Here is a 14,013-nt window from a genome sequence, read left to right as displayed (position 1 = left end):
TTGAAACAAACTTGCTTAATTACTGGAGCAAGTGGAGACATTGGAGCAGCCATTGCTGAAAAAATGGCTGCTCGTGGTTTTTCTCTTTACTTGCATTATTTTACTAACGAAAAAAGTATCGAAAATGTTGCTAATCGTTGTCGTACTTTAGGAGTAGAAGTTCATATTGTTCGAGCTGATTTATCGCAACAAGGGTCAGCAAATATTCTCGTTGAGCAGTTGAGTCGACCAATTGATGTAATTATTCATAACAGTGGATCGTCTTATTTTGGCTTATTGACAGATATGAATGATGAAGAAATTGAAAAAAGTATCCAACTGCATCTAACTAGCCCTATACAATTAACGAAAGCCTTATTACCAAAAATGATAAGTAAACAAGCAGGTTCAGTTGTAGTTATATCCTCGATTTGGGGCTTGACAGGTGCTTCCTGTGAAGTTGTTTATTCAGCTGTCAAAGGAGGATTAAACTCTTTTGTAAAAGCTTTAGCAAAAGAACTTGGACCAACAAAGGTTCGAGTCAATGGTGTCGCCCCAGGAGCGATAAAAACAAAGATGCTAGCACAGTTTGATCAAGAAGAGTTAGGACAACTAGAGGATGATATCCCGATGGGGAGGTTAGGAACTCCAACAGAAGTTGCTAATGCTGTTTCTTTTCTTATCTCTGATGAAGCTACATATATTAATGGGCAAATCTTATCAGTTAATGGTGCTTGGTATTGTTAACTTCTTCTTTTTTTTGAAACATTCATTTTGCATAAATTCCCTTCATTCATGAAAAACTATTGTTGAACTTAATATTAAGGAGGGGTTAATATGTCAGTTTTAGATAATTGGGAACAGTGGAAAGACTTTTTAGGTGATCGTCTCAACCAAGCACAACAGGAAGGGATGAACCAATCAGTCATTTCTGATGTTGCTTATCAAGTTGGAGAGTACTTAGCACAACAGGTTGAACCAAAAAACGAACAAGAACGTATTCTTGCTGATTTATGGAAGGTAGCAGATGAGCAAGAACAACATGCTATCGCCAATATGATGGTTAAACTTGTTCAAAACAATCATTAATATTAAAGTGCTGCATTTTATTGCAGCACTTTTTCATTAGTTAATTAAATTTTTTAGATAGGGCTGTTGGTGTTCTATGTTTGTCAACACTTAATTTTAGAAATCGTAAGAAATAAACAATTTTTTAATATGTTGTGAAAAACTATGAGACAAATAGAAATCACTTGTTTATTCGACATCTAATAGCGTAAAATGATAACATACAGGTTAAAATGGCAAATCTTTCATCTTAATATAAATAATTTTTAGTCGAACTAATTATAAATATTGTTTCTTAATAAGTCATAAACATAAATGTAGGAAAATCAATTTGATTTTTAATTAATTGTTTCAGTATTTTTTAATGGAGACTGAAGGTGGGGAGAAAGAATGAAAGAATGGTATTTAGAGTATCAGATACATAAAAATCGTCCAGGTCTACTTGGCGACATTGCATCCCTTCTAGGAATGTTATCAATAAATATCGTCACGATAAATGGAGTTGAAGATAAACGTCGAGGTATGCTTATCCGAAGTACTTGTGATGATCAAATTGAAAGATTTCATTCAATTCTTAATACAATTGATAATATCACTGTAATTAAACTTCGTGAGCCGCATCTGCGAGATCGAATGGCCATCCGACATGGGCGTTATATAGAACGGGATGCAGATGATAAAAAGACATTCCGCTTTGTTCGAAACGAACTAGGTTTACTTGTTGACTTTATGGCTGAGTTAATGAAAAAAAATGAACATTCATTAATCGGTATTAGAGGGATGCCACGTGTTGGTAAGACTGAATCTGTTGTAGCTGCAAGTGTCTGTGCTAATAAACGTTGGTCGTTTATTTCATCAACCTTACTTAGACAAACAGTAAGGAGTCAATTGGCTGATGATGAATTAGGTGAGAACCATATTTATATTATAGATGGCATCGTGTCAACAATGAGGGCGACAGAAAAACATAGAATATTAGTAAACGATGTAATGAGACTTCCTGCAGTAAAAGTGATCGAACATCCAGATATTTTTGTTAGAGAAACAGAGTTTACATTAGACGATTTTGATACAATAATTGAATTGCGAAACGATGAGGCAGAGGAGATATCATATGATGTTGTTGAATCTGGTTTTTCATCATTCGATATTAGTTAAGTTGGTAGGTGTTTTCATTGTCTGAATTAGGCCAAAGATTAAGAGAAGCAAGAGAACAAAAAGAAATAAACCTAGATGATTTACAGAAGACAACGAAGATTCAAAAACGATATCTTTTAGCTATCGAAGAAGGTAACTTTGATGCGCTGCCAGGTAAGTTTTACGCTCGAGCTTTTGTTAAAAACTATGCAGAGGCAGTAGGTTTAGACCCCGAACAAATATTTCAGGAGTTTGGGAATGAACTTCCTAACCCTCATAAAGAAGGAACTGAACTACCTTCTCGGCGTTCAGTTCGAGCTCAAAAAACGCCACCTAATCCGAAGAAGAAATCAAAAGGGTATTCTATCCTCCCTGCTTTAGTAGCTGGGGTTCTTATTATTGCAGTCTTTGCGGGGATATGGGTTTTCGCACAATATACTTCTCAAGATAGAGCTGAAGGAGTTGTTCCTGAAGAGCAAGACGATAGATTTGATGGTGAATTTAGTGAAGAAATTCCAAGTGAAGAAGCGCTTCCTGATGAAGAGGAAGAAGCAGAAGTAGGTGAAGAGAATGGTACACCTGAAGAAGTTGAAGAAGAGGTTGAAGAAGAAACACAAGTTTTCACTCAGACTCAAGTTTCAGGAAACCATAGTTATTATACGTTAGATGGAACGAACAAATTTGAAGTTAAACTTGTAGCCAACGGTAGAAGTTATATTGGAATTGCAAATGCAAAAGGAAACTCTTTCTATGCATCTGAAGTTAATGAAGGCGATGAGTTAGATTATGATTTTAGTGCTGAGGAAGAAATTACATTCAACATGGGGGCATCTAATAATGTAGAGCTGTTTATTAATGGTGAGTTATTCGAACGCCCACTAAATGCTGTTCACCAAAAAGTAACAATCGCTTTTGAAAGAGCAAATGAATAATAAAACCAGCGAAGAGTGAGGATGCTCTTCGCTTTCTTCTCGTGAATTCAGAAGAATATAACAATGTTAACAACAATTTCTCAATTTGGTACAACGTGTGATACAATAGAAAATAGTTGACGTGAGAGTATATTTTGAAAGGATGTTAAACTATGGCTAAAGAGCACTCTTTTGATATTGTTTCTGAAATAGATATTCAAGAAGTAGATAATGCAATTCAACAAGCGGTAAAAGAAATCCAAACACGTTATGATTTTAAAGGGTCAAAAAGCTCCATTGAGAGAACAGATAATGATAAAATAACGTTAATTTCTGATGACGATTATAAATTAGAAAGTGTTATTGATGTTTTAAAAGGAAAGTTTATTAAGCGTGGTCTTTCACAAAAGTCTATGGACTTCGGAAAGATTGAAAAAGCTTCGGGAGGAACTGTCCGCCAAGTAATTACGCTAGTTTCTGGAATTAGTTCTGATCGTGCTAAAGATGTTACCAAATTGATTAGAGACTCTAAGTTAAAAGTAAAAGCACAAATTCAAAATGAACAAATTCGAGTGACTGCCAAAAGCATTGACGATTTACAGGAGGTCATTCAATTAGTTAAATCTAAAGATTTGGAGTTCCCTGTGCAATTCGTAAATATGCGCTAAATATAAGATAAGTAAGTTAGGGAGGATCTTTGTGAACGTACCAAATCAAATTACAATCTCAAGAATTTTTCTTATACCTATTTTTATGATCTTTTTAATTGTTCCAATGGATTTTGGGAACTTATCCATACTTGGTACAGAAATTCCTGTTTCCCACTTTATTGCAGCGATCATATTTATAATTGCTGCAGCTACAGACTGGTTAGACGGGTATTATGCAAGGAAGTATAAGCTTGTAACCAATCTTGGGAAATTCTTAGATCCATTAGCAGATAAGTTATTAATAACTGCTGCTCTCATTTCTCTAGTTGAATTACAGATGGCACCAGCATGGATGGTCATTGTTATTCTAAGCCGAGAATTTGCTGTAACAGGTGTAAGACTTGTAGCTGCAGCAGACGGTTCTGTAATTGCTGCTAGTCCATTAGGAAAAATTAAGACAGTCTTTCAAATAATTGCGATCTCCGCTTTAATGTTACATAATTTTCCATTTGCACCAATAGGTTTCCCGTTTGATATGCTAATGTTATGGGTTGCTACGATTTTGACAATCGTTTCGGGAATCGATTACTTCATGAAAAACAAACATATCTTTTTAAAGGCATAAGTTGATAAATTCCCCATTTTCATGTCAACTATATCGTAATTGAACTGAGGTGCATGAATGAATAGTGAAATAATTGCTGTAGGTTCAGAGCTCTTATTAGGTCAAATTGCCAATACAAATGGGCAATTTCTATCGCAACAGTTAGCTCCTCTAGGGATAAATGTTTATTACCATACAGTTGTAGGAGATAATAAATTGCGCTTACAGGAAGCTGTTATCCAAGCTAAGAAAAGAGCAAACCTAATCATCATTACAGGTGGATTAGGTCCTACAAAAGATGATTTAACAAAGGAAGCGGTTGCAGAACTACTAGATCGTAAATTAGTATATGATGAGCCTTCTTTAAAGCAGATTGAATTATACTTTCAAAATAGTAAAAGACCCATGACAGAGAACAACAAAAAGCAAGCTCTAGTTATTGAAGGTTCATCAGTTTTAAATAACGATCATGGCATGGCGCCTGGAATGGCTATTTTTGAAGAGGGAACTCACTTTATGTTACTCCCCGGCCCACCGAAAGAGTTAAAGCCAATGTTCACTGCATACGGTGAAAATTACTTACTGGATAACTTAAATGAAAAATCCATTATCGAATCTAGAGTACTACGATTTTTTGGAATCGGAGAAGCAAAACTAGAGGAAGTATTGATAGATTTAATTGAAGCTCAAAGCAATCCAACAATTGCCCCATTAGCAGCAGACGGTGAAGTCACTCTACGTTTAACTGTTAAACATGATGATAAAAAGCAAGCCATATTTTTATTAGATGAATTAGAGGCTAAGATAAATGCTAGGGTTGGAAAGTATTTGTACGGTTATGATGATACTTCATTGATGCAAGAGTTGGTAAAAAGGTTATTATCAAAGAACTATAAAATTGCTTCTGCTGAAAGCTTAACGGGTGGAATGTTTAGTCAACAGCTTACAGACTACTCGGGTATTTCTGAGGCTTTTTCAAGTGGGATTGTCACTTATTCAACTGAAATGAAGGAAAAACTGTTATCAGTGTCAAAAAATACATTAGCAGAGTATGGTGCGGTCAGTAACGAATGTGCAATTGAAATGGCACTAGGTGTAAAGAGAATATGTGAAGCTGATATCGGAATTAGTTTTACAGGTGTAGCAGGACCGAATCATCACGAGGGTAAAGATGTTGGGACTGTATATATCGGTGTTGCTTTACCAAACGGCAGATCGAAATCATTTGAATTAAATTTGTCTGGAACTCGAGGGCAGATCCGAGAACGATCTGTTAAGTATGGCTGCTATTACTTGCTTAAAGAATTATAAAGGTGGAATTATAAAATATGAGTTATTTTAAAGATTTTAATATTACAGATCAAGTAAAAAAAGCGATTCATGATATGGGCTTTGAAGAACCATCTCCAATTCAAGAAAAGGCGATACCAGTTATTTTATCTGGTGAGGATGTTATTGGACAAGCACAAACTGGCACAGGTAAAACAGCAGCTTTTGGCATTCCAGTTGTGGATAAAGTAACCGAAGACCGCTATGTTCAAGCACTAATTCTAACACCTACACGTGAATTAGCTATTCAAGTATCTGGTGAGTTGCAAAAATTAACAAAATACAAAAAAATCCGTACATTACCTATTTACGGTGGGCAATCGATTTCCCATCAAATCCGTGCGCTAAAGCAAGGGGTTCAAGTTGTTATTGGTACTCCTGGTCGAATTACTGACCATATCAGGAGACAGACATTAAGCTTGGATAAAGTACATACTGTAGTTCTAGATGAAGCAGATGAAATGCTCGATATGGGTTTCATTGAGGATATTGAAGCCATCTTAAAACAGGTAAATAAGGAGCGACAGACACTTTTATTTTCTGCAACAATGCCGCCTCCAATTAAAAAGCTTTCGTACAAATATATGAAAAAACCACAACTTGTTGCAATCAGCAAAGGTGAAGTTACTGCACCTTCAATCGATCAAGTGTATTATAAGGTTCTCGAGCGTAATAAATTAGACTCATTGTGCCGAATTATAGACAGTGAAGAAATTGATCTTGGGATTATTTTCTGTCGTACTAAAAAAGGTGTTTCTGAACTAACAGAGGCTTTACAAGCGAGAGGTTACATTGCTGATGGCTTACATGGGGATTTAACGCAATCGCAACGTGATAATGTGATGAAAAAGTTCAGAGACTCAACTATTGAGTTTTTAATCGCAACGGATGTTGCAGCTCGTGGAATTGATGTTGATAATGTTACACACGTAATTAACTATGATATTCCACAAGATCCTGAAAGTTATGTTCACCGTATTGGTCGAACAGGACGTGCTGGAAGAAAGGGCTTAGCCTTAACTTTAGTTACACCTCGTGAAATGAAGCATTTACGTTCGATTGAAGATGAGATTAAGATGCCTATCCCATCAGAAAATGTCCCAACATTTGCTGAAGTAATTGAGAAGCAGCAAGAAACATGGAAAAAGCAAATTGAAACAGCTATGAATGATGATAAAGACAGTGAATGGTTTGCACCATTAGTTCATGACCTTCTCAACACATACCCTGCAGAAAAGATTGTTACAGCTTTACTTAAACGTAATTTCCTTAATGATAATAATCTTGATGATGATGGATATAATTTTGGTGAAACAGGTGGAGCCAAAGGAATGGTTCGTTTCTTCATTAACGTTGGGAAAAATGTAAATATGAGTCCAAAAATCTTAATAGAAGAAATCTCTGAATTAGTTGGTATACCTGGAAAAGCTGTAGGTCGAATCGATATTTTTGATAAATTTACCTTCGTTGAAGTTCCAGAAGAAGTAGCACCATTTGTTTATGAAGCTCTTCGTTATTCACGAATAAATGGAGCTAGAGTAAATTTAGAACCTGCAAAACCACGTCCAAAACGTGAAAAACGTCCACTAAAATGATAATATAGAACTGTGCTCATTAGTGTCTGTGCCCCTCACATCGATGTGATATAGAGTTTTGGTGAACTCGTTTATCAAGGTTGAGGTGCCTGACACTTATTATGAGTTGCCTAATTCTCCCTAAATTCCTCTCTTACTCTTATAATTCCAATCTTTGCTTTGAAAAAAACGAATAAATGTTCGTAAAATCTATTGGCAAAACTAAAAAAAAAAGTTATCATTAATAAAGACATACTAGATATGTTACAAACGTATATAATGATTTTTAATTTATTATGTACGTAAATTACTTATATAAAAATTATAAAAAATATTTTCATATATTTGAGGAGATGACGTAATGGGTGATAGAAAAGCCGCCTTAGAGATGGCACTAAGACAGATTGAAAAGCAGTTTGGTAAAGGGTCTATTATGAAGATGGGTGAGCAAACGGAAACCCGAGTATCAACGGTATCAAGTGGTGCGTTGGCATTAGATATCGCACTCGGTGTAGGTGGATATCCACGTGGAAGAATAATTGAAGTGTATGGACCTGAATCATCTGGTAAAACGACAGTTGCATTACACGCAATTGCTGAAGTACAGCGTCAAGGTGGACAAGCTGCTTTTATCGATGCTGAGCATGCGCTTGATCCAGTATATGCTAAAAAGTTAGGCGTAAATATTGATGAGTTATTACTTTCACAGCCAGATACTGGAGAGCAAGCACTAGAAATTGCTGAAGCACTTGTTCGAAGCGGTGCTGTTGATATTATCGTCATTGACAGTGTTGCTGCCCTTGTACCAAAGGCTGAGATTGAGGGAGAAATGGGAGACAGTCATGTTGGTTTACAAGCAAGGTTGATGTCTCAAGCACTTCGTAAGTTAGGTGGGGCAATTAATAAATCAAAGACACTTGCCATTTTTATAAACCAAATTCGTGAAAAAGTTGGAGTTATGTTCGGAAATCCAGAGACAACTCCAGGTGGACGTGCACTAAAGTTCTATTCGTCTGTTCGTTTAGAGGTTAGACGTGCTGAAACATTGAAGCAAGGTAACGATATGGTCGGTAACAAGACAAAAATTAAAGTTGTTAAAAATAAAGTTGCTCCTCCATTCAAAACAGCAGAGGTAGATATTATGTATGGAGAAGGAATTTCAAGAGAAGGTTCCATCTTAGATATTGCTGCAGAGCTAGATATCGTTCAGAAGAGTGGAGCATGGTATTCATTTAATGACGAACGACTAGGTCAGGGTCGTGAAAATGCAAAGCAATTCTTAAAAGAGAATAAAGACTTAACAGCGGAAATTGAACAATTAATTCGTGCGCACTATGGACTTGATGGTGAGATAACAGTTGAGGCTCCTAGCGATAGTGAATTTGAAGATTTACCATTAGATTTAAAATAATAAAAAATGATAAGTAGAATACGTCTAATAAAATGACTCTTTTATTAGGCGTATTCTTCGTTGTAAAAAACAACAAACGAAACATTTAGATAGAGGATGACTCAAGTACTAAGTGTCAGGCACCCATAGACTAATAAGGTTGCTTTACACTTACACGCAACCTTATTTAGATAAGGGCAGACGCAAATGAGTGATCCTCTTATTTATTTCGTAATGAAGGGAGGAGTTGAAATGAAGTTCTTATACTTTACGGATACACATATTCGTGGAACAACTCCTAAAAATCGCTTAGATTCTTTTGTTGACACATTAAAAGCAAAACTTGTCGAGATTATGGAAATAAGCAATCGTGAAAATGTTGATGTATTGCTTCATGGTGGTGACGTGTTTGATCGACCTGATTTATCACCAAATGTTGTTGGACAATTCGCACAAATTTTTCGTCAAGCCAAAGCTCCTATATATGCTATTTCTGGCAACCACGATACGTATGGACATAACCCTGAAACGATTTCGAGGACGATGCTAGGCTTGTTACATGCGTTTGGTATCATAACAGTTATCTCTCCTGATGAGCCTTTAGTGATCGAAAAAAACGGTGTGAAAGTGCAAATATCGGGACAGCCCTATCATTATGATATAGATCAAAGAGATCCAAAGCTTGATTATTATCCAGAAAATCGATCAGGTTCAGATATATTAATTCACCTTGTTCATAGTATGCTAGTTGAAAAGGCACTACCCGATGGTATCCCTTTTACAATTATTGATCATATATGGGGTACAACAGCTGATATCATCCTGACAGGCCACTTTCATGGTGGTTTTGGAATCAAGCAAAAGAACGGTAAGTATATTTGTAATCCTGGTGCAATTGCAAGGGTGAATAACCATTGGTCTGAAATTACACGAATACCTAAGATAATCATCGGAAAACTTTCTCAAAATAGTATTCAACTGACTGAGGTCCCTTTGAAATCTGCGCTGAAAGGTGAGGAAGTGTTAGATCGTAGTTTTCTGGAGAAAGCCGTTCATCAAGAAGAAAAGTTAAACTCTTTCATCCAGCAAGTGAAAGAACAGTCTAATTTTCAAACGGTTAACATGAAGCAAATCATCACGCAAATCGCTTCAATGTCCAATGTAGAAGATAAGGTGAAAACAGAGGCGCTAAGAAGAATAGAAGTGATTGAAGAACTATGGAAAGGTGGAGACCATGAATTGGATTAAAGAAGTACGACTTGAAAACTTCCAGTCCCACCTTGATACATCAATGGAGTTTTCGAACGGTCTCAACGTCATTGTTGGTCAATCAGATAGTGGGAAAACCGCTATATTACGAGGGATACGGTGGGTGTTATTTAATCAACCGAGAGGTACTGACTTCATGAGAGTTAGTGGTGATTTTGTTCGAGTGACATTAACATTTACAAATGAAGTAAGTATCGTGAGAGAAAGAACTACTTCGAAAAATCGTTATATAATTAAAACGATCGGAAATGAAGATCTCGTTTTAGAAGGCTTCGGAACTCATGTTCCCCAAGAGGTTCTTGATGCACATCAAATCTACCCATTAAGAATAGACCGAGATATGGAATTATTATTAAACGTTTCTCAGCAGTTAGATGGGCCGTTTTTACTTGAACAGACAGCTTCTGTGAGAGCGAAGACTATTGGAAGAATCAGTGGTGCACATTATATTGATATGGCTGTGCGGGATACTACAAAGGACGTTGCTAGGCTTCAACAACAAACAAGACATGTAGAAAATGAAGTAGAAATACTCAAAGAGAAAATAGAGCCCTATCATTTTTTAGATGACGCATGTTCTAAACTAGAAAGTTGTGAACAGAAATATCAACAATTAAAACAAAAAGATGAAAAGCTCTCAAAATTAGAATTACTTAAGAGGTACTTGAAAGAACTCTCAATTAACAAAGAAGCCGTAGAAAGGCACTTGACTATTCTACAAGGAATAGAGGAGTGGGAAAGAAATCTAGAGAGACTACAATTTATTGACGAAAAGAAACGATCATATCAAATGAAACAAACACAAATAGCAGAAATGAAGAGAACAATAAACACATGTAAAATATGGATTGAAAAAACAAATGGTGCTGATCAAGCAAAGAAAAGTGTAACAACTATTATACAAAAATATAATCAATTAAATCAACTTAAACAACTCTATGAAACTAATAGTCGTTTAAGCAGTAGTTTAGTAGATGCTCGAACAATTATTGATAAAACATCGTTTGCAACAATGACTGAAGAACAAAAAGTGCAGAAGTTACTTGAGCATGTGAAATCAGTGATCGAGCTAAGACGGCTAGATGAGAGTTTTAAGTTTCTTAACCAGCAATTTATTAAGATCCAAAATTCCAAAGTCCGTCTAGAAAAAACAGATTTAAGTGAGGAAAAATACCAAGAATTACTATCTAGCATTGAACGATTGAAATCATATAAAGTTTTAAAAGATAAACTTGTCGATGTAAAAAAACGCTTGATGGATGGGGCAACTTTTGTTTCAGGAAAAAAACAAGAAGAGTTACAGTTTCGAGCTGATTATGAGAAACGACTCTTAGAAAAAGGCCAATGCCCAACATGTGGTGGCCAATTAAATAGTACTGTAATAAAACAATTATTATCATAACAACGGTGGTGAAATGCAAGTGAAGCACGTGGAACATGAACTTACAAAAATTAAAGAAGCAATTGATAAAGCAAAAGATATGCGCTATCGGGCAGAAGCAAAGCTCGAAGAACTAGAAAATCAACAAAAGAGAATATTAAGTGAGTTAGAAGAACTTGGTGTTAAACCAGAAAACCTTGAAAAAGAGATCAGGAGACTTGAAGAAGAAATTGAAAGAGGTTTAGCCGAAACGAAAGCGATGATCCCAAGGGAATTGATGGGACAAAATGAGTAAATTCAAGGAAGCTTTTAAAGAATTAGAGCAGGATTTACAACTGTCAAAAAATGAATGGGTTCGTTTAGATGCTAAGCGGAAGTTGTTAACAGAACAGTTAGAGGAAAAATTAAATGCATTAGACCAGTTTTATGACACGAAAGACACGTATGAAAAAGCTAGAGTTTTATTACAACAGTCTGCTGAATATGCGAGGGAGCAGGCTAAGCAACAAATTGAAAGTTTAGTAACAAATGCCTTACAATTTATATTTGGTCCTTTATTTGAATTTCAAATCGAAATTGAAGAGCAAGGTAACAAACCTGTTGCTGAATTTTACGTTGTTTCTGATTATGAGGGAATTAAAGTTAAAACGAAACCGCAAGAGGCACGCGGTGGCGGGGTAGTGGATATTGTTACATTGGCTTTACGTGTAGCATTAATCGAAACTACGCAACCAAAAATGGAAGGGCCAATCCTTTTAGATGAACCTGGAAAACACGTTTCTGGTGAATACGTGTTATATCTTTACGAGTTTCTTAAGTCGATAAGTACAATGTTTAATCGACAAATAATTATGATAACCCACAACCAACATTTGGCACAGTCTGGTGATCGTGCTTACTACGTCGATATTCGTGATGGTATTAGTGAAGTTAATCGAACTGACAATGCTTGACAACAAAATTATCCAACTATACAATTAAGGAGAATACGGCATTTTAAAATGTCATGTTTCCTTCATAAGGTGTGTAAGTTAACGCACGACAATTAACGAATGATAATATGACTTTTGGAACCAACAATTAGATAGCAAGAGGAGGTGACTACATGGATAACGTCTTAATCATCTCCATTTTGCTTGTTGTCTCTGCAGGTGTTGGTGCAGTTGTTGGATATCTTGTTAGAAAATCCATTGCTGAAGCGAAAATTTCTAGTGCGGAACATGCTGCCAAACAGATTGTTGAAGATGGTAAACGAGAAGCTGAAGCTAGTAAGAAAGAAGCCGTTCTTGAAGCTAAGGACGAGGTTCATAAACTTCGCATAGAAGCTGAACGGGAGATTCGTGAACGTAGAAATGAGATTCAAAAACAAGAGAATCGTTTGGTTCAAAAAGAAGAGATCCTTGACCGTAAAAGTGAAACTCTAGATAAAAAAGAGGAATCATTAGAAAAGAGAGAGGAGTCTCTCGCCAAAAAACAACGACATATTGAAGAGATGGATAGCAAAGTGGAGGAAATCTTGAATAAGCAGAAAACCGAGCTCGAACGGATTTCTGGATTATCTCGAGAAGAAGCGAAAGAAGCTATTCGACGTGAAGTTGAGCAAGACCTTACTCATGAAATGGCTGTGTTAGTTAAAGAACGACTGACGCAAGCGAAAGAGGAAGCTGATAAGAAGGCTAGAGAAATTCTTTCGTTAGCTATTCAAAGGTGCTCAGCAGACCATGTAGCAGAAACAACGGTTTCTGTTGTAAGTCTTCCTAATGATGAAATGAAAGGCCGCATCATTGGAAGAGAAGGTCGAAATATTCGCGCGTTAGAAACGCTTACAGGTATTGATCTTATTATTGATGATACTCCTGAAGCAGTAATTTTATCAGGATTTGATCCAATTCGAAGAGAGATAGCTCGTACAGCTTTAGAGAAACTTGTTCAAGATGGACGAATTCATCCAGCTCGTATTGAAGAAATGGTAGATAAATCTCGTCGCGAGGTTGACGAAACGATCCGTGAATACGGGGAACAAGCAACCTTTGAAATGGGAATTCATGGCTTGCATCCAGACCTTATAAAGATATTAGGTCGATTAAAGTTTAGAACGAGTTATGGTCAAAACGTCTTGAAGCACTCAATGGAAGTGGCTTACTTGGCAGGACTAATGGCTGCTGAACTTGGTGAAGATGTTCAACTTGCTCGTCGTGCTGGCTTACTCCATGATATTGGAAAAGCTATTGATCACGAAGTAGAAGGAAGCCACGTTGAAATTGGTGTAGAGCTTGCTACAAAGTACAAAGAACATCCTGTTGTAATTAATAGTATTGCATCACACCATGGTGATACCGAACCAACTTCAATTATAGCCACACTCGTAGCTGCTGCTGATGCATTAAGTGCAGCACGACCAGGTGCTAGACGAGAAACTCTAGAAACGTATATACGTCGTTTAGAGAAACTTGAAGAGATCTCAGAGTCTTTTGAAGGTGTAGAGAAGACTTATGCAATTCAAGCTGGACGAGAAGTTCGTATAATGGTAAAACCTGATATTGTTGATGATGCACAAGCCTACAAGTTGGCTCGTGATATCACGAAGAAAATTGAAGAAGATCTCGATTACCCAGGTCATATTCGTGTTACAGTAATACGTGAAACAAGGGCGGTTGAGTATGCAAAATAAAGTGGTGTAAACCACTTTATTTTTTTGCTTTGTTAGAGGATATTGTTGAT

General features: G+C 36.4%; 14 protein-coding genes. All 14 read left to right on the top strand.

The features are described 5' to 3' along the window. The 14 genes from ymfI to rny all read left to right on the top strand — a co-directional run bounded on the left by ymfI (nt 1) and on the right by rny (nt 13,963). The gene (ymfI, locus tag GKP30_RS03225) at nt 1-726 is read left to right on the top strand and encodes an elongation factor P 5-aminopentanone reductase (protein WP_216827928.1); all 726 of its coding nucleotides are present in this window, start codon (nt 1-3) and stop codon (nt 724-726) included. Between the two features lie 90 nt (nt 727-816). Beyond that, on the top strand, nt 817-1,068 hold the full coding sequence (locus tag GKP30_RS03220; protein ID WP_216827927.1) for a DUF3243 domain-containing protein: 252 nt from the start codon (nt 817-819) through the stop codon (nt 1,066-1,068). 369 nt (nt 1,069-1,437) lie between these two features. Next, entirely contained in the window at nt 1,438-2,205 is a 768-nt protein-coding gene (locus GKP30_RS03215) for a YmfK family protein (RefSeq protein WP_216827926.1), read from the top strand. A gap of 8 nt (nt 2,206-2,213) precedes the next feature. Then, nucleotides 2,214-3,116, top strand: coding sequence for a helix-turn-helix domain-containing protein (locus GKP30_RS03210; RefSeq protein WP_407928578.1), 903 nt, complete (start codon nt 2,214-2,216; stop codon nt 3,114-3,116). 152 nt (nt 3,117-3,268) lie between these two features. Then, complete coding sequence (locus tag GKP30_RS03205) at nt 3,269-3,763, top strand: YajQ family cyclic di-GMP-binding protein (RefSeq protein WP_216827924.1); 495 nt, start codon at nt 3,269-3,271, stop codon at nt 3,761-3,763. A 31-nt stretch (nt 3,764-3,794) separates the two neighbouring features. Next, on the top strand, nt 3,795-4,370 hold the full coding sequence (pgsA, locus tag GKP30_RS03200; RefSeq protein ID WP_216827923.1) for a CDP-diacylglycerol--glycerol-3-phosphate 3-phosphatidyltransferase: 576 nt from the start codon (nt 3,795-3,797) through the stop codon (nt 4,368-4,370). A 57-nt stretch (nt 4,371-4,427) separates the two neighbouring features. Beyond that, entirely contained in the window at nt 4,428-5,660 is a 1,233-nt protein-coding gene (locus GKP30_RS03195; RefSeq protein WP_216827922.1) for a competence/damage-inducible protein A, read from the top strand. A gap of 17 nt (nt 5,661-5,677) precedes the next feature. Beyond that, nucleotides 5,678-7,273 (top strand): DEAD/DEAH box helicase, encoded by a 1,596-nt coding sequence (locus GKP30_RS03190; RefSeq protein ID WP_216827921.1) that lies wholly within the window; start codon nt 5,678-5,680, stop codon nt 7,271-7,273. A gap of 340 nt (nt 7,274-7,613) precedes the next feature. Further along, a complete protein-coding gene (gene recA / locus GKP30_RS03185; RefSeq protein ID WP_216827920.1) occupies nt 7,614-8,663 on the top strand; it encodes a recombinase RecA in 1,050 nt (349 codons plus the stop codon). Nucleotides 8,664-8,894: 231 nt separating this feature from the next. Further along, complete coding sequence (locus GKP30_RS03180; RefSeq protein ID WP_216827919.1) at nt 8,895-9,890, top strand: metallophosphoesterase family protein; 996 nt, start codon at nt 8,895-8,897, stop codon at nt 9,888-9,890. Next, a complete protein-coding gene (locus GKP30_RS03175; RefSeq protein ID WP_216827918.1) occupies nt 9,877-11,313 on the top strand; it encodes an AAA family ATPase in 1,437 nt (478 codons plus the stop codon). The genes GKP30_RS03180 and GKP30_RS03175 overlap by 14 nt, the downstream gene beginning before the upstream one ends. Nucleotides 11,314-11,326: 13 nt before the next feature. Continuing rightward, a complete protein-coding gene (locus tag GKP30_RS03170; RefSeq protein WP_236034851.1) occupies nt 11,327-11,587 on the top strand; it encodes a hypothetical protein in 261 nt (86 codons plus the stop codon). Then, nucleotides 11,580-12,245, top strand: a complete 666-nt coding sequence (locus tag GKP30_RS03165; protein ID WP_216827916.1) for a DNA repair protein RecN — start codon at nt 11,580-11,582, stop codon at nt 12,243-12,245. The genes GKP30_RS03170 and GKP30_RS03165 overlap by 8 nt, the downstream gene beginning before the upstream one ends. Before the next feature lie 152 nt (nt 12,246-12,397). Continuing rightward, nucleotides 12,398-13,963 (top strand): ribonuclease Y, encoded by a 1,566-nt coding sequence (rny, locus tag GKP30_RS03160; RefSeq protein ID WP_216827915.1) that lies wholly within the window; start codon nt 12,398-12,400, stop codon nt 13,961-13,963. Nucleotides 13,964-14,013 lie beyond the last annotated feature (50 nt).

This window comes from Alkalihalobacterium elongatum, assembly GCF_019024285.1.
GTDB classification, from domain to species: Bacteria; Bacillota; Bacilli; order Bacillales; family Bacillaceae_F; genus Alkalihalobacterium; species Alkalihalobacterium elongatum.
Note: the sequence above shows the minus strand (reverse complement) of the source record. Positions and strands in the feature narration are given on the sequence as shown.

Coding starts and splice junctions, on each gene's coding strand:
- GKP30_RS03220 (WP_216827927.1), top strand. CDS start 817: ATGTCAGTTTTAGATAATTGGGAACAGTGGAAAGACTTTTTAGGTGAT.
- GKP30_RS03215 (WP_216827926.1), top strand. CDS start 1,438: ATGAAAGAATGGTATTTAGAGTATCAGATACATAAAAATCGTCCAGGT.
- GKP30_RS03205 (WP_216827924.1), top strand. CDS start 3,269: ATGGCTAAAGAGCACTCTTTTGATATTGTTTCTGAAATAGATATTCAA.
- GKP30_RS03195 (WP_216827922.1), top strand. CDS start 4,428: ATGAATAGTGAAATAATTGCTGTAGGTTCAGAGCTCTTATTAGGTCAA.
- GKP30_RS03190 (WP_216827921.1), top strand. CDS start 5,678: ATGAGTTATTTTAAAGATTTTAATATTACAGATCAAGTAAAAAAAGCG.
- recA (WP_216827920.1), top strand. CDS start 7,614: ATGGGTGATAGAAAAGCCGCCTTAGAGATGGCACTAAGACAGATTGAA.
- GKP30_RS03180 (WP_216827919.1), top strand. CDS start 8,895: ATGAAGTTCTTATACTTTACGGATACACATATTCGTGGAACAACTCCT.
- GKP30_RS03175 (WP_216827918.1), top strand. CDS start 9,877: ATGAATTGGATTAAAGAAGTACGACTTGAAAACTTCCAGTCCCACCTT.
- GKP30_RS03170 (WP_236034851.1), top strand. CDS start 11,327: ATGCAAGTGAAGCACGTGGAACATGAACTTACAAAAATTAAAGAAGCA.
- GKP30_RS03165 (WP_216827916.1), top strand. CDS start 11,580: ATGAGTAAATTCAAGGAAGCTTTTAAAGAATTAGAGCAGGATTTACAA.
- rny (WP_216827915.1), top strand. CDS start 12,398: ATGGATAACGTCTTAATCATCTCCATTTTGCTTGTTGTCTCTGCAGGT.